Origin of the sequence: Streptomyces sp. DT2A-34 (assembly GCF_030499515.1) — a bacterium.
Taxonomy (GTDB): Bacteria; Actinomycetota; Actinomycetes; order Streptomycetales; family Streptomycetaceae; genus Streptomyces.
Genome location: NZ_JASTWJ010000001.1, coordinates 2,855,474 through 2,877,853, shown reverse-complemented (window position 1 = coordinate 2,877,853; position 22,380 = coordinate 2,855,474). Strand labels below are relative to the sequence as shown.

Sequence of the window (22,380 nt, the reverse complement as noted above, 5' to 3'; positions counted from 1 at the left end):
CGCCTACCCGGCGTGCAGCAGTGCCTCCGCGCCCACCGGCCGGTAGCCGGCCGCCAGGAACGCCCGCGTGCTGCGGGCGTTCCCCGGGGCGACCTGCGCCCACAGCGGCTCCGTGACGAGATGCCGGGCCGCCGTCACCAACAGCCGCCCCAGCCCCCTGTGCCGTACCTCGTCGTCCACCTCGACCGAGACCTCCAGTCGCCCGGCGACGCCGCGCCCCATCACCAGCACGCAGCCGTCCGCCGCCCACGCGCGCACGTCGTCGCGCCGCCGTCGGGCATAGACGATCCGGGGGTGGCCGGCATCCTCGATCTACGTCAGCGCGAGCGACGGCTCACCCGGCAACGCGGAGCCGACCAGCACCGCGTCGATGGTCTCGGCCGTGCGCCCCGTCCGCTCCATGAGGGCCGCCAGGAAGCGCGGGTTCATCGGTGCGGCCGGCTCGTCGCAGTCGACGTCGCGCAGTGCCGCGTACACCCACGCGGGATCCTCGTCGGTGAAGACGACGGAGTGCGCGGTGAAGGCGAGGACGCCCGCGTTCCGGGGGGAGGGCTGGGGGACCACCGTCGTACGGCCGTCCGTAGGCGGGAAGACACCCCGCGCCGCCGCGTCGAGAATGTCCCGCAAGGTCTTGGCCACGACCGCCCCCGTCCCGCTCCTTGAGTCTCCACCCGCTGGAAGCCCCACACTCGCAGACATGATCGAAGACGGCACCGGACTTCTCACCATCGGCGACCTGGCCCGGGCCACCGGACTGACCGTGCGGACGATCCGTTACTGGTCCGACGAGGGCGCCCTGCCCCCGGTGACCCGCTCATCGGGCGGCTATCGCCTCTACGACGCCGAGTCCGTCGCCCGCCTGGAGCTGATCCGCACCCTGCGCGAACTGGGGCTGGGCCTGGACGACGTACGGAAGGTCGTCAGCGGTGAGAAGGATGTGGCGTCGGTCGCGGCCACGCATGTCGCCGCACTGGACGCGCAGATCAGGTCGCTGAAGGTGACCCGTGCGGTGCTGTCGACCGTGGCGCGACGCGGCTCGACCGCGAAGGAGATGACCCTCATGAACAGACTGGCGAGGCTGTCGGCCGCCGAGCGGCGGCGGATCCTGGAGGAGTTCGTGGACGAGATGTTCCGCGGACTCGACACGGCGGACCCGGCGATCCGCGAGCGGATGCGGACCATGACCGTGGACTTGCCGGACGAGCCGACGCCCGAGCAGGTGGACGCCTGGGTGGAGCTGGCCGAGCTGCTGCGGGACCCGGAGTTCCGGGCGCACATGCGCACGGTGGCCGAGTTCAACGCGGCCGGTCGTGGGCCCGAGGCCCCCGCCGGGGCGTCGATGTGGTTCGCGCGGAGGCTGGTGCAGTCGGCGGCCGAGGCGCGGCAGCGCGGGGTCGCCCCCGAGTCCCCCGAGGCGGAGCGCATCCTGCGGGACCTGCTCGGCGGTGCCGACCCGGCCGTCGTACTCGAAGGCCTGAAGGCGGGCGCGAACGACAAGGTCGCCCGCTATCGCGAGCTACTGGCCGTCGTGAAGGGCCAGGGACTCGCCTCGGCGCACCGCGCGGAGTTCGCCTGGGTGGTCGCCGCACTGGAGGCGCGGGCGGGCAGTTAATCTGACCTGCGGCAGTGAGCCGGCACAACACGACAGACGCGAGTAAGACGCGAGTAAAGGGGCGGATCGGTGGGGCACATCGACATCGAGGAAGCACGCAAGCAGTTCGAGCGCATCGATGCGGACGGTGACGGCACCATCACCGCCGCCGAGTTCAAGTCCGCCCTGGCTCAGGGAGGCGACTGGAACGTCACCGAGTCGGTCGCCGAGGCGATCATCAAGAGCCGCGACCTGAACGGCGACAAGCTCCTGACGTTCGACGAGTTCTGGTCCTTCCTGAACAAGTAACAAGTAACAAGTAACAAGTAACAAGTGACGCATGACGCATGACGAAAGGTGCCCGCTCACCGCCGCCGTGGTGAGCGGGCACCTCCGTCTCACGCGGACCGCTTGCGTTTACTGCCCCGGCGCCTACGTCACACGATCTCCAGGGTCCGATGCGGCCCGTCCGGAAGCTCCACGCGGATCGGGTCCCCGGCCCTCACCACACCCCCGCTGACGACGACACTCATGATCCCGGCCTTGAACCGCACACCGCCCTCGGCGTCCCGCCCGACAACCTGTTTCAGCAACCCACGCTGAAATCCGTCGATCTGAGCGCAGGGGTTGCGCAGCCCGGTCACCTCCACGACGGCCTCGCCCCCGAGCCTCAGGAGCGTCCCCGTCGGCAGCCCGAGCAGATCGATGCCCCGGGTGGTGACGTTCTCCCCGAGCTCCCCGGCCGCCACCTCGAACCCGGCCTCGCGCACCTCGTCGAACAGCTCCGCGTGGATGAGGTGCACCTGCCGCAGATTCGGCTGCGAGGGATCCTTCCGCATCCGGGACCGATGCTTCACCGTGGCGCCCGCGTGCACATCGCCCTCCACTCCGACGCCCGCGATCAGCGTGATGCTCTCGCGGTTCGGCTTGGTGAACGAGTACGTCCCCTTGCTGCTGACCGCGGCGACAGTCCCACTCATGCCGAGAAGCTCCCCTCTTCCGCAGCGGCGACTGCTTCGCCGCAGGTCGGAGCCTATGCGGTCAGGCGTTCTCGGCCCACTCCCGCAGTGCGGCCTTGCTGGCGAAGTCGGCGACGTTCTTGTCCAGCGGGTCGTCGGTGTACTGGTGGAAGCGCCACTTGGCCTTGATGCGGGGCTTGCCGGCGGTCACATAGTCGGCGATCCAGAGCCCGTCGCCGGCGTAGGACGTGGTGTCCACATTGAGCCAGTAGTTCCGGTTGCAGTACAAAATAACCGGATTGTTCGGTCGCTTCTCCTTCACCTTCCGGATGAAGAGGTCCTTCTCCGCGTTGCTCGCATGTGTCCCCGCGCTCGTCGTCTCCCAGTCGACGGCGAGGATGTCACCCGCTCTCTCGGGGGCCTTGCTGACGAAGTACTCCGCCTGGGCCGAGAGGTTGCCGGGCCAGAGGAAGTGGTAGAAGCCGACGACCAGGCCGGCGTCGCGGGCGCGCTTGGTCTGGGCGGCGAGTTTGGGGTTGATGTAGGAGCGGCCCTCCGTCGCCTTGATGAAGACGAAGGAGAGGCCGTCGGTGTCGTAGCTCGAGGACTGGTACGCGCTTACATCGATGCCGCGGAGCATGGGGGACTCCCTGAAGTACCGGTGGGGGGACAGGGGTTGGACTTGTTGTATGCCCCACCTTGGCACGCGTGAGCCGTTCCTGACGTGGAAATGTCAACTTCGTCGGGTGGGGCATTCGATGTTGGTCCGCTCCACCTTCGGCCGAGGCGTGACGGAAAGGCGCTTGGCGGTCTGGTGTGGTTTTCCCCGGGTTTGGTCTCGCGGGTCTCGGTGGCCGGTCCGGCGACGGGGCGGGCCCTCAGCACTCGATGATGTTCACCGCCAACCCGCCCCGCGCCGTCTCCTTGCACTTCACCGACATGTCGGCGGCTGTTGATCATGGGTTTGACCTGCGGATTTGAAATGAGCAGGCTCGCCATGCGTCACGTCAGGGACTTTTCAGGGACTTCTCGACGAGGGCTGCCTACACGGCATCCGATGGTGCATAGCATGCCTGCGGAGCCGGAGCCGGAGCTGAGCTTGTCGGTGGCCGGTGCAGACTGCTGTGATCGGCGACGAGCACTCGGATGTTCGCGGCGTGTCACCCGACCGAGGCGATCGAACTGGATGCCTTTCGCCGCACCCAGGCCGGCGGCAGACCCTCCCGGTCACCTGGTGAGGTAGCCGCAGGACGCGTTCGTACCCGGGTTCGGGGCGGACACACGCGTCGCGTCCGGGCCGGGCCGCCGTACAGCGGCCCGGCCCGGACGGTCGTCACCGCCGTTTGTCGAGGAAGTCCAGGATGTACCCGAACACGTCGAGGGCGGCGCCCCGGCCGAGGAACGTGTCCAAGTGGCCGTAGCCGGGGATCTCCCGGTACGTCACGTCCAGTTGGGGCTGGCGGTGGGTGAGGACCTCGTGGCAGAGCTTCTGGGAGTCCAGCCACAGCCCGTTCTCGCTGCCGGCGATGAGCAGGACCGGGGTGTCGATGCGTCCGGCGGCATCGAGGGCGTTCTGCGGCAGCGCCCGGTAGCGGTGGTCGGTGTCGTGCCAGCGCACCACGCTCCTGGCCAGTTCGATACGGCGCAGATGCGGCACGATCCACAGTGGTGCCGGGCCGAGCAGATCGGCGAGCCGGTCGTGGGTGGTCTCGGACAGGTGGTCGTGGACGAAGAGGGAGGCGCCCATGCCCCAGGCCGAGTTGTGCAGGACCTGGCAGGTCGGGTCCGGGCAGTTCGCCTTGCGGGAGGCCAGCGCGAACAGCGGCGTGTACTTGGACCGGAAGCCGACCTTGCGGAAGTCGATCGGCACATGGTCCAGGTGTTTCTTCAGCAGTTCGTGCGCTATCGACATGCTCAGCGACATGCGGCCCGCGAGCTTCGGCGTCAGGAACACGCCCTGCGAGACCACGCCCGCGAGCCCCGGGACCAGGCCCGCCGCCATGCTCATCGACAGGGTCAGCGAGCCCATGCAGTGCGCCACGACGAACAGCGGCCGGTCACCGATCCGCTGCCGGATGTGGGAGACGGCCTCGGGGATGTCGTACAGGGAGACGTCGTCGTACGTGTACTTCCTGCCGGTCTCGCTGTACGGGAGACGGCAGCTGCCCCGCCAGTCGAGGAGCCACGGCTCGTAACCGCCGTCCAGCAGGACATCGACGAGGTTGCGGGTCTCGGGCAGCAGGAACATGTCGGCCGACGCGGTGTGCCCGTGCAGGAGCAGTACGGCCGGCCGGTCGTCTCCGCCGGGCCCGATCCGGGTCAGGCCGAGCCGGACGCCGTCCGTGGTGTGGAACGGGATCTCCTCCACGGTCGCCGGGTCGAGACGGTGGTACCGCGGCCGGAGAGCGGCGCCCGTGCGGACCTTGCGGACGAGGGACCTGCTGCCTGATGGCTTGGGAGTCCTGGAGAGGATCATCGGTTGCGCTCCGTGAGGTTCGGGGTCTGACGCAGGTCGAGCAGGTCCGCCGCGGCTCGGGCGAAGGGGCCGAGCACGCTGCGGCCCGTCTCCATGCCGAACCAGGCGAGCCAGGTCAGCTTCGCGGCCCGCTTCTCCTGGGCGGTGAGTCGTGGGTCGACCTTGATGCCGTCGATCTGGTCGCGCACATAGCTGTCGGAGGGGACGACGATCTCGCCCTCGTACCGCGCGGGTTCGCCCTCGACGCCGATCCTGACGGTCAACGCCCGTGTCTGCCGCCAGACGTCACGTCGGGCGCGGACGAACTTGCGGCCCTCCAGCCACCAGCTGCCGCCGTCGGCGTCACGCAACCACAGCCGGTACAGGAGGAACGGGTGCCGCAGGCCGTGCTCCAGCGGGATGCCCTCCTCCGGGCGGACCCAGGCGTCCCCGTGCTGCACCACGAGCGGTTCGGGGTGCAGGGCTGTGCAGGTCAGCGTGCCGCTGACGTCGATCCTGCGATCCTTCACCAGCTGGTACATGCCCGCGATCGACAGGGTGAGGGCCATCGAGCAGGGGATGTCGGCGCCTTCGCCGACCAGGCCGATCCTGCCCTCGATCGTCTCGGGGAACCACAGGTAGGGCTGGTCGTCCTTGTGCGGCAGCCGGGACAGGCCGTTGTCCGCCAGCCGCTCGAACGTCTTCAGCTGGACCTCGGCGCCGTAGCGGGCCGCGGGCGGCAGGCCCAGCGCTGCGACGAGCGCGTCGGTGCGCTCGCTGGTCGCCGCCGGTCCCTTCAGCGTGGCCTCGCACAGCTTGAGGGCGGGGGACTCTCCAACACCCGTGTGAGGAAGTCCAGTTCGGGGACGGGCTCGGCCCGGAGCCGGGCCAGGGTGTCGACGCGCCACTCGTCCCAGTCCATCACGCGCGCGTTCATGCCGCTGAGAGCCATGTCCCGTACGACGTCGTCCAGGGTGCTGGGCACACCGGTGAGGTTGTAGTCGTAGCCCCAGGCGTCCGGTTCGCAGATGACGCCGACCGCGACGCGGCTCACCCAGTCGACGGGGGCCCCGTTGAGGTAGCGGAAGGCGGGCACGGTGCGGAAGCGGGCGAACGCCGAGAACAGGCCGCTGCTCAGGTCCTGCGGATTGTAGGCGCCGGTGAGGGTGTGTCCGGCGATACCGCCGGGACGCAGCGCGCTGACCACCAGGCCGTGGTCGCGGGCCCGGCGCAGCGCGACCTCCGCGGCCCACTTCGTCTGGTCGTAGCCGGAGATCAGACGGTCCACATGGGCGAGGGGGTCGTCCTCGCCCATGGAGGTGATACCGACCTCGTTGAAGACGGCGATGGAGGAGATGTGGTGCAGCGGCTTGGGCCGACCGGTCGCCGCCAGTTCGGCCAGGGTCAGCGCACCGAGGACGTTGCTCCTGCGCAGCGACTGGTAGCCGCGCAGGAAGTCCACGGCGGCGGCCACGCCGACGATGCTGTCCAGCTCGTACGAGAGGGCGTTCCACACGTCGTCGGAGAGACCGAGGTGGGGCTGGCGGATGTCGCCGGGCAGGACGGTCACCCGGCGGCGGATCTCGGCGGACCACGGCAGCTCGTAGCTGCGCAGCGCCTCGCCGAGCCGGGCGACCGCTGCCTCCTCGTCGGCCGCGCGGACCAGACAGTAGACATGGGCGTCGCTGTGCCGCAGCAGGTCGAGGAGCATGTGGCCGCCGAGGAAGCCGGTGGCGCCGGTCAGCAGGACGCGGGTGGGCGGCAGCGGTTCGGGGACGTCGGTCCACGGGAGGCGGTCGGCGAGGGAGAGGTCGGCGAGGATCTGGTCGAGGTCCTCGGGGCGGGCGGTGGTGTGGGGGGCGTCGGTGGTGGGTGCGGTGCGGAACGCGGGGGCTGCCGAGGGGCGGGACACGGGGCGGTGGGTGTGGGGGGCGGGCGCGGGCGCGGTGCCTGCCGCGGAGAGAGGGAGGGCGCTGCGGGGGGCGGGAACCGGGAGCGGCTGAACCGGTGCCGACTTGCCTTCAGGTGTTTCGGGTGCCTCTGGCGCCTCTGGTGCTTCAGATGCTCCGGTGGTTCTGAGCCAGCGTGCGGCCAGGGTGCGGGGACGGGCGTCGGCGAATACGTCGTCGAGGGCGATCGTCATGCCCAGCTCGCGTTCGAGCGTGGCGACGAGCTCCACCGCGTGGACGGAGGTGCCGCCGGCGTCGAAGAAGTCGGCGTCGGGTGACAGGTGCCCGTCGGGCAGATAGCGGCCCGCTTCGGCCGCGATGGAGGCGGCCAGGCCGTCCTCGGTCCGCGGCGACGAGGCGGGGCCCGTGCGCGGCCCCGTCCCGCCCTCGCCCGCGCCGTTCGCGTCGTCCGGTGTCACGCCCGGCTGTGCCGTGGAGGTGGTCATGACCTTGGCCAGCAGGTCGCTCACGCTGAGCCCGCCGCCACCCCGCTCGATCGACTCGCCCTCCGGCCGCCGCCCACCGCCGTACGCCGACGTGTCCTCGTTCACCTCGCGCATGGAGTGCCCTTCGCGGTGTGGCTCTGCTTCACGGTGTGCTTTTCCTTCGCTGTTCGTCATTCCTGCTTGCCGTCGCTGTTCATCGCTGCCAGGAGCGGAACGCCCCCAGGTGCTCCGCTGTCGTGATGAGGCTCAGACGCTCGTCGTCCTGGTCGCCGCCCCCGAGGGCCGCGATCAGTCGGCGGGCCGGTAGGTTGCGCGGCGTGCGTTCCGCCGACAGGCGGATCTTCGTGCAGCCCAGTTCCTTGGCGCGGTCGGCCAGCCAGCCCAGCAGCCGTTCCTCGATGCCGCGGCCCAGCGCCCGGCAACTCATCGCCCAGGCCAGGACGTCGAGTTGGTCGCCGTCGTGGCGAACGGCGAGGAGTCCGATCTGGCCGTAGTCGCCGAACCGGTCCCGGGCCGCCGCCGTCCACACCTCACCCACCTCCCGCCACCGCTCCAGATCACGGCCGTCCGCCGAACGGGCTCGCATCGTGAACTGGTTGGTGCGGCGCACCAGTTGCTCGGCCCGCTGGACGTCGTCCTCCGTCAGTTCCCGGATGTCGACCTCAAGCTCCAGCTGGGCGAGGAACTCCTCGAACGCGTTGCTCTCGCGTACGGCGTCGCGCTCCCGCTCCTGCTCGTAGAACCGGGCCCGCTGGGAGTCCTCCGCCGTTGCGGCGAGGGGCACCAGCGGCCACAACCAGCCGAGGAACTCCTCCAGTTCGCCCACCGGCGGGCAGGTCACGGACAGCACCTCCGGCAGCGCCGCACGCACGCCCGCGATCTCGACCGGGTTGTCGTCCAGGAACAGGAAGCTGTCCGGCCCGAGGTTCAGCTCCCGAGCCGCGCTCGCCAGGCGACCCGACTTGGGACCCCAGGTCGCCGAGAACACACTGAAGTGCTCCTCCTTGAGCAGGCTGTCCGGGCGGCTCAGGACCGCTCGCACGGTGGCCTCGTCGTTGTTGCTGACCAGGGCCAGCAGGGTGCCCGCGGCCCGCCACTGCAGGAGCCTGCGGGCGAGAAGGGCACGTGGACCGGTCAGGTCCACCGCCTCCGGGCCGGCCTCCCCTGCCACCCCGCTCCACAGGGTCTCGTCGCCGTCCACCACGATCACCTTCGGCGCGGGGCGCCGCACGGCTCGTACGACGTCCGCGAGTGTCAGGGCCACCGCCGCCTGAAAGGGCGGGGTGAAGGGGAGATGGGCGAGCTGCTCGGTGCGGGGGTCGAAGATCTCGTCCACGGCGTGGTGCCGGGTCCAGTCATCGGGCCGCAGCACCGCGATGCCGGGCGTCTCCGACAGCTCGTCGGCGATGTCCCGTTCCCAGCGGGCCAGCCGTTCGTCCTGGGCGGAGGTGGGCAGGAAGCCGACGACCAGGGGCTTACGGGTCCGCTCGGCCAGGGATCGCAGGGCCGCCGGATACTGGGTGCGCAGTTCGGCCAGGAGCGGGTCGTCGACCGGGCCGAAGCGCTCCAGGTCCGCCGCCCGCAGCAGGACCACACCCAGCGCCGCCGACGGGTCGGCGAAGACACCGGCGGGGTCGTGCAGGCTCGCCAGCACCTGGTGGTAGGGGGCTTCCGCCACCGTGAGCGTGCCGCCGTCCGGGGCCCCGGCGCCGAGGGCCGCCTCGCACATCGCCGGGAGGTTGCCGAGGGCGCAGGTGGCGGCGAGGGCGAGGGACGGGCGTGGGGCCGGTGCCGGGCGGGCGGGGGTGGCGGGGTCCTCGGCCACCTCCGCGAGCAGGCGCAGGAACTCCTCTCCCAGTGCGGTGGTGGCCGCCCCGTCGAGAATGTCGAGGTTGTGGTCGAGCCGGATCGAGCCCGCGTCCGGGATCATCGTGATCATCAGGTCGAGGTCGGAGTGGCCCGACCCGACCGGCAGCATGGCCAGCCGGTCGAACCGGCCGCCGCCGGAGGCCCGCACGAAGTTGAAGTACACCTCGACGAGCGGTGCGTTCGGCCGGTGCAGCCCCTGTGCGGCGAGCGTGGGCAGCACGTCGGAGAACATGGCGCCCCGCGTGAGCACCCGGTCGAGGCGGCTGTCGGTGCGGCGCAGCACCTCCGCGACGGAGTCCTCGCCGCCGGCCTCGGCCGGGAAGGGCACCGGCACTCCGAAGAAGCCGATCGCGTCGTACGCGTCGGCGTGGATGCGGGTGTCCACGGGGACGGCCAGGACGAAGCGGTCCCGCTGCCGCTCGCGTGCGAGGAGCACGGTCAGGGTGCCCAGGCAGAAGGCGGCGGGAGTGATCGCCAGTCGGATCGCCCGCTCCGAGACCCGCTCCATCAGCTCGTCGGGGATCGCGAGGGTCACGCTGCCGGCCCGGAAGGACCGTGTCCCTGGACGCGGCCGGGACAGCTCCAGGTCGAGCCGTGCGCTGCCGTCGAACGCGGCGCGCCACTCGGCCGCCCCCGGGTCGGGGAGACCGTCTCCGGTCTGCTGCGCCTCGATGAGCAGGTCGATGTCCCGGTTGGTGACGGTGTCGTCCAGCGGGGTGCCGGACAGTTCGGCGTCGATCTCGGTCGCGACGAGCAGCAGCGACTGCAGGTCGCTCACCGCGTGGTGGGCGCCGAAGACCAGGATCTGGCCGCCCGCGTCACCGCCGTCGAGCAGCTCGAAACGCCACAGGGAGGAGACGGTGAGGTCGAACGGCGGCTCCAGCAGCGCCCGCAGCCGCTCACCGGCGTCCACGGTGCCGTCCACCGTCGTCCGGCGCAGCAGCGGCCCGGTCGCCTCCCGGTCCACCCGCAGCTGCCGCTCACGTCCCGTGCCGCTGACGATCGCCGTACGCAGTGCCGCATGCCGTGCCGCCAACCGGTCCAGGATCTCCGCCAGTGAGTCGCCGGTGGTCGGCGTCGTCAGCCGTACGGCGAGGCCGATGGCATGGGCGGCGCTCGGGACGCCCTGCTGGGCGGTGCGCAGCAGGCGTACGACATCCCGGGTCGCGGGCCGCAGTTCGGTCTCGGCCACCTCGGGCCGGGCCGGGCCGGGGGCGACGCCGGCCGCCGGTTCCCCGCCCGCCGCGGCCGTGCCGGCGCGCTCCGGCAGGGCTTCGCCCAGCGCGCGGGCGAGGCTGCGGACGTCGGCGGCCGAGAACACGGTGGCGACGGGCAGTTGGACGTGCAGGTCACGGGCGAAGGCGTTGCGCAGCCTGACCAGCATCAGGGAGTCCAGACCCAGTTCCTTCAGGGCGGTGGTCGGGGACAACTCGGTGGCCCCGCCCGAGACTTCGCCGACCATGGCCCGTACGTAGGCTTCGAGACGTTCGGCGCGGTCCTGGTCCCCGGTGGCCGTGAGCACCTTCCCGGCGAGGTCGTCCGGGCCGCCCGGGACGTCGCCCGTGGAGACGGTGACGACATCACCGAGGATCGGGAGGGCCCGCGCCATGTCCGGGTCGCGCGCGAGGGTTTCCCAGTCCAGGGCGACGGGGGCGAGCTGGCGGCGGCCGGAGGACAGCACCCGCTCGAACAGTTCGCCGCCGTCCTGCGGGGAGAGGCCCACCAGTCCGGACCGGCTGGTCGAGGCGGCCCGGAGATCGGACTCGGCGACCATGCCGACGCCGGTCCACGCTCCCCAGTCGAGGCTGAGCGCGGGGCGTCCGGTGTGGGAGAGGTGGTGCGCCCAGGCGTCGAGGAAGGCGTTCGCCGCCGAGTACGGGCTCTGGCCCGCCGAGCCGAACAGGCCCGCCACGGAGGAGAAGAGCACGAGGCTGCCGGCCTCGGGGACCAGCTCGGTGAGCAGGGCGGTGCCCAGCACCTTGGGAGCGAGGACCCGCAGGACACGGTCGTCGGTCAGGTTGGGCACGGTGGCGTCGTCCAGCACACCGGCCGCGTGCACGACACCGGTGATCGGCCCGAGCCGGGTGCGTACGGCGTCCAGTGCGGCGGTCAGACCGGCACGGTCGGCCACGTCCGCGCGGGCCAGGTGCACGCTCACCCCGCGCTCTTCGAGCGCCGCGATCCAGCGTGCCGCCTCGGACGAGGGCGTGCCACGGCTCATCAGGGCCAGCCGCCGGGCTCCGAGCCGTACCAGCCGCTCGGCGACGACCTGGCCGAGTCCGCCCAGGCCACCGGTGATCAGATATGTGCCGTCCGGGCGGACCCGGGTGCCGCCGGTGCCGCCGGTGCCGCCGGTGTCGCCGGTGTCGCCGGTGTCGTCCGGGCGGGTACGGGTCAGCCGTGGCACCAGGCGCCCGGTGTCGCGCAGGGCGACCAGGCGTTCGTCGTCGGCGTGGCGCAGTTGTGTCCACAGGGCCTCGGTACCGCCGTCGGACGGCAGGTCGACCAGCGTGACCGACAGCTCCGGGTACTCCTGCGCCACCGCGAGGCCGAAGCCCCAGGCGAGGGCCTGCTCCGGGTGGGTCACCTCGGTGCTGCCCCCGGCGGCCTGACTGCCCCGTACGACCACGAACAGGCGGGGCGAACGGCCCCGGGGACGTTCGGCGAGCGCCCGCACCAGGTGCAGGGCGGAGAGGACACCCAGCCGGGCTGCCTCTGCCGCCGTGTCGGCCGCGTCGACGGCCGGGGCGTCGAGCGCGGACAGCAGGACGACCCGCTCGGGTGCCTCGCCGTCCCCGAACGCCTCGTCCAGCAGGCGGGACATGTGCTCCGGGTTCAGCGGGTCGAGGAGGTACCGGCCGGGAGCCTCGGCCGTGAACGTCGTGGACCTGCGGGCCACGACGTGAGGTGTGTCACCCAGGCGCGCCGAGAGTTCGGCGGCCACGCCCGTGTCGTCGGCCAGGATCAGCCACGGGCCGCGCGTCGGCGGCTCCTGGGCGGCGGGCCGGGGCTGCCAGCGGGTCTCGAAGAGGGCCTGGTCGAGTGGGGACAGGGCGGAGAGCGCGAAGCCCTCGATCTCCAGGAGGGGACGCTCCTCCTCGTCCAGGATGGTGAGGTCCAGGGTGACGCGGTCGCCGTCCACGGTGCGCAGCCGGCAGGCTGTCCAGGCCGGTGCGGTGCCCAGGCCGGTGAAGCGGAGCCGCCCGAGCCAGGCCGGCACGAACGTCCTGCCGGACGGCGTGTCGCCGGGCAGGGCCACCACCTGGAGGGCCGAGTCGAGCAGCGCCGGGTGCAGCAGGTGCCCGCCGGGTGCCTGCTCGGCGAGACGGCCCAGCGCCTGGCGCCGTCCCGCCCGGCCTTCCCGGATGAGGCGGAAGGCGGGGCCGTAGTCGAGGCCGGCGGCGGTGAACCCGGCGTACACGGCGGACGCGTCGACCGGGTCGGCGCACTCCTCCCGCAGCGCGGCCGCGGTCAGGTCCGCGAGGGGCCCGGCAGTGCCGGCGGCGGGGCCGACGCGGCCGGTGACGTGCGGTGTCCACGGGCCGGGGCGGCGGCCGGTGGCGGCCCTGGTGCCGGTGGCGGGCGCGGACGGCCGGGAGGCGATGGTGAAGCCACGGGAGCCGTCCTCCTTCGCCCGTAGGACCAACTGCAGCTGGACCGGCGTCTCGGCCTCCAGACGGAGCGGTCCCACGAATCCGACATCGGTCAGCCGCAGATCCCCGCTGTCCACGCCGTCCTGGCCGTCTCCGCCGTCCTGGAGCGCGGACGCCGCTTCGAGCGCCATCTCCAGGAACGCGGCGGCGGGTAGCCAGACCTCGCCGGAGACCCGGTGGTCGGCCAGATAGGCGAAGCGGGTGTCGCGCAGGTCGAGGGTCGTCTGGAAGACATGCCGGTCGGGTTCGTCGCTCGGCTCGACGTGCATGCCGATCAGGGGCGTACCGGAGATCCCGGCGGTTTGGGCGGCCGGGCCGGGGCCGGGCGTCAGCCAGTGCCGCTCGCGGGTGAAGGGGTAGGTGGGCAGGTCGACGCGGTTTCCCGAGGGGAACGTGACGGACCAGTCCGGAGTGTGACCGGCCGCGTACAACTCGCCGACCCGGCGCAGCAGACCCGCCGCGTCACCGTCGTCGCGGCGCAGCGAGCCGACCGTCACCGCGGCCACGCCCGCCGTGGCGGCGATCTCCTCGATCGACGCGGCCAGCGACGGATGCGGGCTCAGCTCGACGAAGTGCCGGTAGCCGTCGTCCAGCATGCGCCCGATGGTGTCGGCGAACCGTACCGGCTCGCTCAGGTTGGCGTACCAGTAGTCCGCGTCGAGCAGTTCACCGGGCACCGGCTCGGCCAGCACGGACGAGTAGAGAGGGACCCGCGGCTGCCCGCCGGTGACGTGAGCGAGCGCGCCCAGCAGTTCCGCGCGCACGGCTTCCATCCGGGGGCTGTGCGAGGCGAACGGCGTGCTCAGCCCGTGGACCTTGATCCCCCGCTCCTCGCAGTCCCGGCGCAGCCGCGCCAGCGCGTCCACGTCACCGGAGACCGCCGTGGAGTGCGCGCTGTTGACGGCCCCGACGAACAGTCCGTCCTCGTACCGGGCGAGCAGCTCCTCGACCTCGGCCCGGGGAAGCCCGACTGCCAGCATGCCGCCCCGGCCCACCAGCGGCGCCACTGCGGCGGCCCGCCGGGTTGTCACGGCCGCCGCGTCGTCCAGCGACAGCGCGCCCGCCGCGTACGCGGCGGCGATCTCGCCCAGGCTGTGCCCGACCACCGCGTCCGGCGACACCCCGAGGGCGCGCCAGGCCGCGGCCAGCGCGGCGTTCACCGCGAACAGCACCGGCTGCAGCACCTCCGTACGGCCGAAGGCGGCTTCGGCGTCCGGCGAGCGCAGTACGTCGACGACCGACCAGCCGGCATGGCGCCGGATCGCCTCGTCGATGCGGGACAGCTCCGTCCGGAACACCTCGGACCCGGCCATCAGGTCCGTGCCCATGCCCGGCCACTGGCCGCCGTGCCCGGGGAACACGAACGCGACCTTGCCGTCGGACCCGGAGGGGGAACCCGGCAGCCGGACCTGCCCGGCCGCCAGCGCGTCCAGTTCCGCCAGCAGTCCGTCCCGGTCGTCCGCGACCACGGCCGCGCGCCGCTCGAAGTGACTGCGGTGCCGGGCCAGCGTGAACGCCACGTCCTGCGGCGGCAGTTCGGCCCCGGCCGTCCGCTCGGTCAGTCGCTCGGCCAGCCGTGCCGCCTGGGCGCGCAGGGCGGTGTCGTCGCGGGCGGAGAGCACGAACAGCCCGGGTCGTCCTGCGGCGGGCAGGTCGGGCTCGACAGGCATGGCGACCTGTGGGGTGGTCTGCGGGGTGGCCGGTGGAGCCTCCTCCACGATCACGTGCGCGTTGGTGCCGCTGATCCCGAACGAGCTGATCCCGGCCCGCCGTACCCGTTCAGCGTCCGTCGGCCAGGCGGCTTCCTCCTGAAGCAGTCGCAGCCCGCTGTGTTCCCAGTCCACATGGCGGGTCGGTGTGTCCGAGTGGAGGGTCCTCGGCAAGGTGTGGTGCCGTAGCGACTGCACCACCTTGATCAGCCCGACGATGCCCGAAGCCGCCTGCAGATGCCCGATGTTGGACTTCAGCGAGCCCAGATACAGCGGACGGTCCTCGGGACGGGAGCCGCCGAACACCGACGCCAGGGCGTTCGCCTCGATCGGGTCCCCCAGGGTCGTACCCGTACCGTGTGCCTCGACGAAGTCGATGTCGCCGGGGGCCAGCCCGGACCGTTCCAGCGCGCGCCGGATCACCTGCTCCTGCGCCGGACCGTTGGGGGCGCTCAGCCCCTGACTGCGACCGTCCTGGTTGACCGCCGTGCCGCGCAGCACGGCGAGCACCTCGTCGCCGTCCCGCCGCGCGTCGCTCAGCCGCTTCAGTACGACCATGCCGGCGCCCTCGCCCCACACGGCGCCGTCGGCGTCGTCGGAGAAGGACCGGCAGCGACTCGTCGGGGACAGCCCGCGCAGCCGGCTGAACTCGACGAACACCTGCGGTGTGACCAGCAGCGTCACACCACCGGCGAGCGCGAGGTCGCACTCGCCCGAGCGCAGCGCCTGTGCCGCCAGATGCACGGCCACCAACGACGACGAGCATGCCGTGTCCACCGTCAGCGCCGGCCCGTGCAGGCCCAGGGAGTAGGCGAGCCGCCCCGACGCCACGCTCAGCGCGGAACCCGTGCCGACGTAGCCGTTGAACTGGTCGAGCCGGGAACCGGCCAGGTACTCGCTGCCGAACAGGCCGAGATAGACACCCGCGGTGCTGCCCGCCAGGTCCGCGGGCACGATCCCGGCGCGCTCCAGCGCCTCCCACGCCGTCTCCATCAGCAGGCGCTGCTGCGGGTCCATCGCCGCCGCCTCGATCGGGGTGATCCCGAAGAAGGCTGCGTCGAAGGAGTCGATCCCGTCGAGGAAACCGCCCTCCCGGCCGTACGACTTGCCCATCGCCTCCGGGTCCGGGTCGTACAGCGAGTCCACGTCCCAGCGCTCCGCCGGGAACGGGCCCACCGCGTCCCGCCCCTCCGCGACGAGCCGCCACAGCCCCTCGGGGTCCCGGACTCCGCCGGGCACTCGACAGGCCATGGAGACCACGGCCACCGGCTCGTCGGTCGCGGGTGCCGTCAGGCGTGGCCGTACGGTGTCGGGCGTGGTCGACGCGGCGTGGCCGCCCTCGGCCCCGGGCAGGTTCCGCAGCAGATACTCGGCGAGCCGGGCCGGCGTCGGGTGGTCGAACAGCAGCGTCGCCGGGAGCTTGAGGCCGAGGCGGGCGCTGAGACGGTTGCGGAGTTCGACGGCGAGGAGCGAGTCGAGGCCGAGGTCACGCAGGGGCCGGTCGAGGCCCACGGAGTCCGCGGCGTCCAGCTCCAGGACACCGGAGACCTCCTCTCGGACCAACGCTGTGACCCGATCGGCCCGTTCAGGCGCGGGAAGGCGGACCAGCCCGTCCGCGAGGCTCGTGTCGGCCGCCTGTCCGGCGGCGGCGCGGCGGCTACGGGCGGGCGCCCGGACCAGGCCGCGGAGCAGGGGCGGAACGGGTTCGGTGAGGCGGCCGGTGTCGAGCTTCGCGGGGATCACGGCCGGAAGGCCGGTGCTCAGGGCGGCGTCCAGCAGCGACAGCCCCTCCTCGGCGGTGAGCGCGCCACTGCCCGCGCCCTCCAGCCGGCGCAGCTCGGCCTCCCCGAGGTGCCCCGTCATACCGCTGGCCGGCGCCCACAGGCCCCAGGCCAGCGAGACCGCGGGCAGACCGGCCGACCGGCGGCGCGCGGCGAGGGCGTCCAGGGCGGCGTTGGCGGCGGCGTAGTTGGCCTGGCCCGCGTTGCCGACGACACCGGCCGCCGACGAGAACAGGACGAACTGCGCGAGGTCCAGGTCGGCGGTCAGCTCGTCCAGCACCATGGCCGCGCCCGCCTTCGGCCGCAGGACACTCTCCAAGCGCTCCGGGGTGAGCTGCTCGACCACACCGTCGTCAAGGACACCGGCGGCGTGTATCACCGCCGTCAGCGGGTGCTCGGCCGGTATCCGTTCGAGGAGGGTGGTGACGGCGTCGCGGTCGGAGACGTCGCACGCTTCCACGGTGACCGAGGCGCCGAGCGAGGTGAGTTCCTCGGTGAGTTCGCGCATGCCGTCGGCCGCCGCGCCCCGCCTGCCGACCAGCAGCAGGTGGCGGGCGTCGTGTTCGGTGACCAGGTGGCGTGCCACGAGGCGGCCGAGGGTGCCGGTGGCGCCCGTGATGAGGACCGTGCCCTGCGGGTCGAGCGGCGCGGGCACGGTCAGGACGATCTTGCCGACGTGCCGTGCCTGGCTGAGGTACCGGAAGGCCTCCGGTGCCCGGCGCAGGTCCCAGGTGGTGACCGGCAGCGGCGTCAGCACCCCCTCGCCGAACAGCCGCAGCACCTCGGCGAGCATCTCCCGGGTCCGTTCGGGTCCTGCCTCCCGCAGGTCGAAGGCCTGGTAGCGCACGCCGGGGTGGAGAGTGGCGACCTCGTCCGCGTCACGGATGTCCGTCTTGCCCATCTCGATGAACCGGCCGCCGTCGGCGGCGAGTGTCCGCAGGGAGGCGTCCACGAACTCGCCCGCGAGCGAGTCGAGTACGACGTCCACGCCCCGTCCGTCCGTCGCCTCCCGCACCCGCCGTTCGAACTCCAGGTCGCGCGAGGAGGCGATGTGCGCCTCGTCCAGCCCTTGCGCCCGCAGGGTGTCCCATTTGCCGGCACTCGCCGTACCGAACACCTCCGCACCCAGATGCCGCGCGACCTGCACCGCCGCCATGCCCACACCACCGGCCGCGGCATGGATCAGCACCGACTCACCCGCCCGCAATCCGGCCAGGTCGACCAGTCCGTAGTACGCGGTGAGGTACGCCAGCGGCACGGAGGCCGCGCGCGTGAACGACCAGCCGTCCGGGATTTTCGCCAGCATGCGGAAGTCCGTCACCGCCACCGGGGCGAACGCGCCGCTGGGCGCGAGGCCCGTGACCCGGTCGCCGGGCGCGAGACCGTCGACGTCCGGGCCCACCTCCAGGACGACACCGGCGAGTTCCAAGCCGAGGCCCGCGTTGTTCTCGATCATGCCGAGGGCGATCAGCACGTCGCGGAAGTTCAGGCCCGCCGCGCGTACGGCGACACGGACCTCACCGGCGGCCAGGGGCCGGTCCGCCTCCTCGAACGGCACCGCCGCCAGCCTGTCCAGCGACCCGCCGCCCGTGGCCTCCAGCCGCCAGGCCGGCGACCTGTCGTCCGGGACGACCAGCGTCCCGCGACCCGTCAGCGGGGCTATCCGCGGCGCGAGCGGCTTCCCGCCGCGTACGGCGAGCTGGTGCTCGCCCGTGGCCAGGGCGGTCGCGAGCGCCGGCCGCCACTCGTGCGGCCCGTCGTCGAGGTCCACGAGCACGAACCGGCCCGGGTGCTCCGACTGCGCCGAGCGCACCAGCCCCCATACGGCCGCCTGCGCCGGGTCGGGGGCGCGGTCGCCGGGGCCGGTGGTGACCGCGCGGCGGGTGACCAGCAGCAGCCGGGTGTCGGCGGCGAGGCAGGAGTGCACTCCGGCCAGCGCCTCGCCGACGGTGGGGCAGGTGAGGACGGTCGTTTCCGGAGCGGTGGCTTCCGGGGCGACCGGCGCCGAGGCGGTCCACTCCACCTCAGTCCACGTCACTTCGTACAGCGAGTCGAGCCGAGGGGCCGGGAGGGCGCCGCCGGTCAGCTCCCGCAGGGTGAGGGAGTCCACCGTGACCACGGGCGCGCCCGCGGCGTCGGCGGCGAGGAGGGCGATCTCGTGGTCTCCCGTGCGGCGCAGCCGCAGCCGCAGCCGGGACGCGCCCGTCGCGTGCAGCCGTACGCCGGACCAGCTGAACGGCAGCAGGGCCAGGGACTCGTCGTGGTCCCCCGCCCGCAGCGCGTGCAGTGCCGCGTCCAGCAGCGCGGGGTGCAGGCCGAAGCGGTCCACGTCGCCCACGTGTTCGGGAAGTATCACCTCGGCGTAGAGGTCGTCGTCCGAGCGCCATACGGTACGCAGGCCGCGGAAGGCCGGGCCGTAGCCGTAGCCGCCCTCGCGCAGCCGGTCGTACAGGTCGTCCACGGGGAGCGGCAGGGCACCGGGCGGCGGCCACTGGCGGAGATCGTCGGCCGGTATTGCCGGTGCCGGCGGTATTGCCGGTGTCGCCGGTCCGGTGGCCAGGGTGCCGGAGGCGTGCCGGGTCCAGGTCCGGTTCCCGGCCGGGGTGCCGGTGCAGGAGGACACGGTGAGCGCACGGCGGCCGTCCGCGTCGGGGGCCTCCACCCACACCTGGACGCGTACGGCGTCGCCGGGGGCGAGTACCAGCGGAGTGTGCAGGGTCAGTTCCTCGACGACCGGGCAGTCGACCTGGTCCCCGGCGCGGACCGCCATCTCGGCGAAGGCCGTTCCGGGGAGCAGGACGGTGCCGTTGACCGCGTGGTCGACGAGCCAGGGGTGGGCACCGGCCGACAGCACTCCGGTGAGCAGACACTGGTCGGTGCCGGCCACCGTGACCGCGGCGGTCAGCAGGGCGTGCCCGGTGCTCTCCAGGCCGGCGCCGGTGACGTCCGAGCCGTCGGCCGTATGGTCCAGCCAGTACCGGCTGCTCTGGAAGGCGTACGTCGGAAGGTCGGCGACCGGCGCCGGGGAGACCAGCCGACGCCAGTCCAGCGGACGTCCGTGGACGTGGAGTTCGGCGGCGGCCCGGTCCAGGCAGCCGGGCCCGTCCTCGTCCCGGCGCAGGGAACCGACCGCGACCAGTTCCCGGTCGGTGTCCTCGGCGACGGTCCGCAGGGCGGTGAGGAGGGCGGGGTGCGGGCTGAGTTCGACGAAGTAGCGGTAGCCGTCGGCGGCCATACGCTCCACGGTGGGGGCGAAACGGACCGGTTCACGCAGGTTGCGGTACCAGTAGTCGGCCTCCAGCTCCTCGGTCACCGGTTCCCCGGAGACCGTGGAGTACCAGGCGACCGAGGTGGGGACAGTCGTCACCCCGTCGAGTTCGTCGAGGACCGTCTCCCGGACCGGCTCGACCCGGGCGCTGTGGGAGGCGTAGTCGACATCGATACGGCGGACGAACACCTGCTGCCGGTCGAGGTCGGCGAGGAGGGCTTCCAGCGCTTCCACCTCACCGGCGATCACCGTCGACCTGCCGCTGTTGATCGCGGCGACGGAGACCCGGCCGTCGAGGTCGGCGAGGCGCGCGGTCACGTCGTCGTGCGGCAGGGCCACGACCGCCATGGTGCCGGTGCCGGCGACACCGGTCAGGGCCTGGCTGCGCAGGGCGACCACGGCCGCCGCGTCGTTGAGGCTGAGCGCCCCGGCGACACAGGCGGCGGCCACCTCGCCCTGGCTGTGCCCGATCACTGCGTCGGGGCGTACGCCGCGGGCCCGCCACACGGCGGCCAGCGAGACCATGACGGCGAAGAGCACCGGCTGGACGACGTCGACCCGGTCCAGGGACGGGACGGCGGCACCGCCGCGCAGGACCGTCGCCACCGACCAGCCGGTGAAGGGGCGCAGGGCGGCGTCGCAGCGGTCGAGTTCGTCCGCGAACACCGGGTCGCGGTCGAGCAGATCGCGGGCCATGCCGGCCCACTGGGAACCCTGGCCCGGAAAGACGAAGGCCATCTTTCCCGGGGAGAGGGCCCGCTGGGGGCCGATGACCGCGTTCGTCTCGGCCCGGCCCTCGGCGAGGTCGCGCAGGGCGGCGAGGAGTTCGTCCCGGTGGGCCGCCTGGACGACGGCACGGTGCTCGAAGTGCGTACGGCGATGGGCCAGCGTCCCGGCGACCTGGGGAAGCGGCAGGCCGGGGTCGGCCGTGAGGGCGCCGAGGAGGCGGGCGGCCTGCCCGTGCAGGGCGGGGAGAGTGCGGGCGGAGAGGGGGAAGAGGAGCGGGGCGGCGCCGGTGCCGGGCTGTTCGCCGGCTGACGGGTCGGTCGACCGGGCGGTCGACGGGTCGGTAGCCGCCGGCCGCCGGGCCCCCGCCAGGTCCTCCGGTGCCTCTTCCAGTACCACGTGCGCGTTGGTGCCGCTGATGCCGAAGGCGCTGACGCCCGCGCGCCGCACCCGCTCGCCGTCGCGCCGCCAGGCCTGCGCGTGGTTCTGCACGCGCAGGCCGCTGCCGGCCCAGTCGACGTGCTCCGTCGGCGTTCCGGCGTGCAGGGACGCGGGAAGCAGCTCCTTGCCGAGCGCCAGCACCGTCTTGATGACGCCGCCGATACCGGCGGCCGCCCCCATGTGCCCGATGTTGGACTTGAGCGAGCCCACGCTCAGCGGCAGTTCCGCGGGACGCCCCGGCCCGAACACCGCGGAGAGCGCCCGGCCCTCGATGGGGTCCCCGAGTTTCGTTCCCGTGCCGTGGGCCTCGACGTAGTCCACGTCGCCCGGCGCGAGCCCGGCGGCGTCGAGGGCCGCGCGCAGTACTCGTTCCTGCGCGAGGCCGTTGGGCGCGCTGAGCCCCTGGCTGCGGCCGTCCTGGTTGATCGCGGAACCCTTGAGGACCGCGAGTACGCGGTCGCCGTCCCGGCGCGCGTCGCCCAGCCGTTTGAGCAGCACCAGGCCGCAGCCCTCGGCCCACACCACACCGTCCGCGTCGGCCCCGAACGCGCTGCACCTCCCGGACGGCGAGAGACCGCGCAGCCTGCTGAACTCGACGTGGCCGCGCGCGGAGACCAGGAGCGTCGCGCCGCCCGCCAGCGCCAGGTCGCACTCACCGGCGGCCAGCGCACGCGCGGCCAGGTGCAGGGCGACGAGCGAGGAGGAGCAGGCGGTGTCCACGGTCACGGCCGGTCCCTGCAGACCCAGTGTGTACGCGACACGGCCGGAGGCCACGCTGGACGCCGAGCCCGTTGCCACATGCCCGTCCAGCTGGTCCAGTCCTGCCGCCGCCAGGTATCCGCTGTCGTACAGGCCGACGTAGACGCCCGTGGAGCTGCCGTTCAGCGTCTCGGGGACGATCCCGGCGCGCTCGATCGTCTCCCAGGCGGTGCCCAGCAGCAGGCGCTGCTGGGGGTCCATCGCGGCGGCTTCACGCGCTGAGATCCCGAAGAAGGAGGCGTCGAAGCGGTCGATGTCGGAGAGGAAGCCGCCGCGCAGGCTGTACGCCTTGCCGGTGGCCTCCGGGTCGGGGTCGTACAGTCCCTCGGTGTCCCAACGGCCCGCCGGCGCCTCCGCGATGGCGTCCACGCCGTCGACGAGCAGCCGCCACAGCGCCTCCGGGTCATCCGCGCCGCCGGGGAACCGGCAGGCCATGGAGACGATCGCGATGTCGTCCGCGACGGCGGGTGCGCCCTTCGGGGCCGGCCCCGCGGCCCCCGGAGCCCCGGCCGGGCCGACGTCGAGGACGGCCTCGGCCATCGACGCGACGGTGGGGTGGTTGTAGAGCAGGGTCGGGTCCAGAGGGCGGCCGACCAGCTCGGAGAGTCCGGCGGCCAGGGTGACCAACTGGCGTGATCCCAGGCCGAATTCGGCGATCGGCCGGTCAGGGCCGACATCGGCCGGGTCAAGGGCCGCGTGCTCGGCGATGGCCGTCGTGAGCCAGGCACACACGCCTTCGGCGGTCATGGTCGTGGGGGACGGTGCGGGGGAGTG

At 72.8% G+C, this 22,380-nt stretch carries 8 protein-coding genes and 1 pseudogene; 2 read left to right on the top strand and 7 right to left on the bottom strand.

All coding sequences use genetic code 11. From position 1 onward, the window contains the following. Nucleotides 1-3 precede the first annotated feature (3 nt). Nucleotides 4-639: pseudogene (locus tag QQM39_RS12420) on the bottom strand (GNAT family N-acetyltransferase). A gap of 58 nt (nucleotides 640-697) precedes the next feature. Between QQM39_RS12420 and QQM39_RS12415 the strand changes: the two are divergent. Together QQM39_RS12415 and QQM39_RS12410 are read left to right on the top strand one after the other, a co-directional pair. After that, the gene (locus QQM39_RS12415) at nucleotides 698-1,612 is read left to right on the top strand and encodes a MerR family transcriptional regulator (protein WP_301996747.1); all 915 of its coding nucleotides are present in this window, start codon (nucleotides 698-700) and stop codon (nucleotides 1,610-1,612) included. A gap of 69 nt (nucleotides 1,613-1,681) precedes the next feature. Next, nucleotides 1,682-1,900 (top strand): EF-hand domain-containing protein, encoded by a 219-nt coding sequence (locus tag QQM39_RS12410; RefSeq protein ID WP_301996746.1) that lies wholly within the window; start codon nucleotides 1,682-1,684, stop codon nucleotides 1,898-1,900. Between the two features lie 128 nt (nucleotides 1,901-2,028). Here QQM39_RS12410 and QQM39_RS12405 read toward each other — a convergent pair whose 3' ends face one another. From QQM39_RS12405 to QQM39_RS12380, 6 genes are all read right to left on the bottom strand, one after another. After that, nucleotides 2,029-2,571, bottom strand: coding sequence for an MOSC domain-containing protein (locus QQM39_RS12405; RefSeq protein WP_301996745.1), 543 nt, complete (start codon nucleotides 2,569-2,571; stop codon nucleotides 2,029-2,031). Between the two features lie 61 nt (nucleotides 2,572-2,632). Further along, nucleotides 2,633-3,190, bottom strand: coding sequence for a glycoside hydrolase family 25 protein (locus QQM39_RS12400; RefSeq protein ID WP_301996744.1), 558 nt, complete (start codon nucleotides 3,188-3,190; stop codon nucleotides 2,633-2,635). Nucleotides 3,191-3,883: 693 nt separating this feature from the next. Then, a complete protein-coding gene (locus QQM39_RS12395) occupies nucleotides 3,884-5,026 on the bottom strand; it encodes an alpha/beta fold hydrolase (RefSeq protein WP_301996743.1) in 1,143 nt (380 codons plus the stop codon). Further along, on the bottom strand, nucleotides 5,023-5,913 hold the full coding sequence (locus QQM39_RS12390) for a hypothetical protein (RefSeq protein ID WP_301996742.1): 891 nt from the start codon (nucleotides 5,911-5,913) through the stop codon (nucleotides 5,023-5,025). The genes QQM39_RS12395 and QQM39_RS12390 overlap by 4 nt, the downstream gene beginning before the upstream one ends. Continuing rightward, the gene (locus QQM39_RS12385) at nucleotides 5,802-7,514 is read right to left on the bottom strand and encodes a thioester reductase domain-containing protein (protein WP_301996741.1); all 1,713 of its coding nucleotides are present in this window, start codon (nucleotides 7,512-7,514) and stop codon (nucleotides 5,802-5,804) included. Before QQM39_RS12385 ends, QQM39_RS12390 begins: the two co-directional genes overlap by 112 nt. Before the next feature lie 79 nt (nucleotides 7,515-7,593). Continuing rightward, entirely contained in the window at nucleotides 7,594-22,353 is a 14,760-nt protein-coding gene (locus QQM39_RS12380; protein ID WP_301996740.1) for a type I polyketide synthase, read from the bottom strand. Nucleotides 22,354-22,380 lie beyond the last annotated feature (27 nt).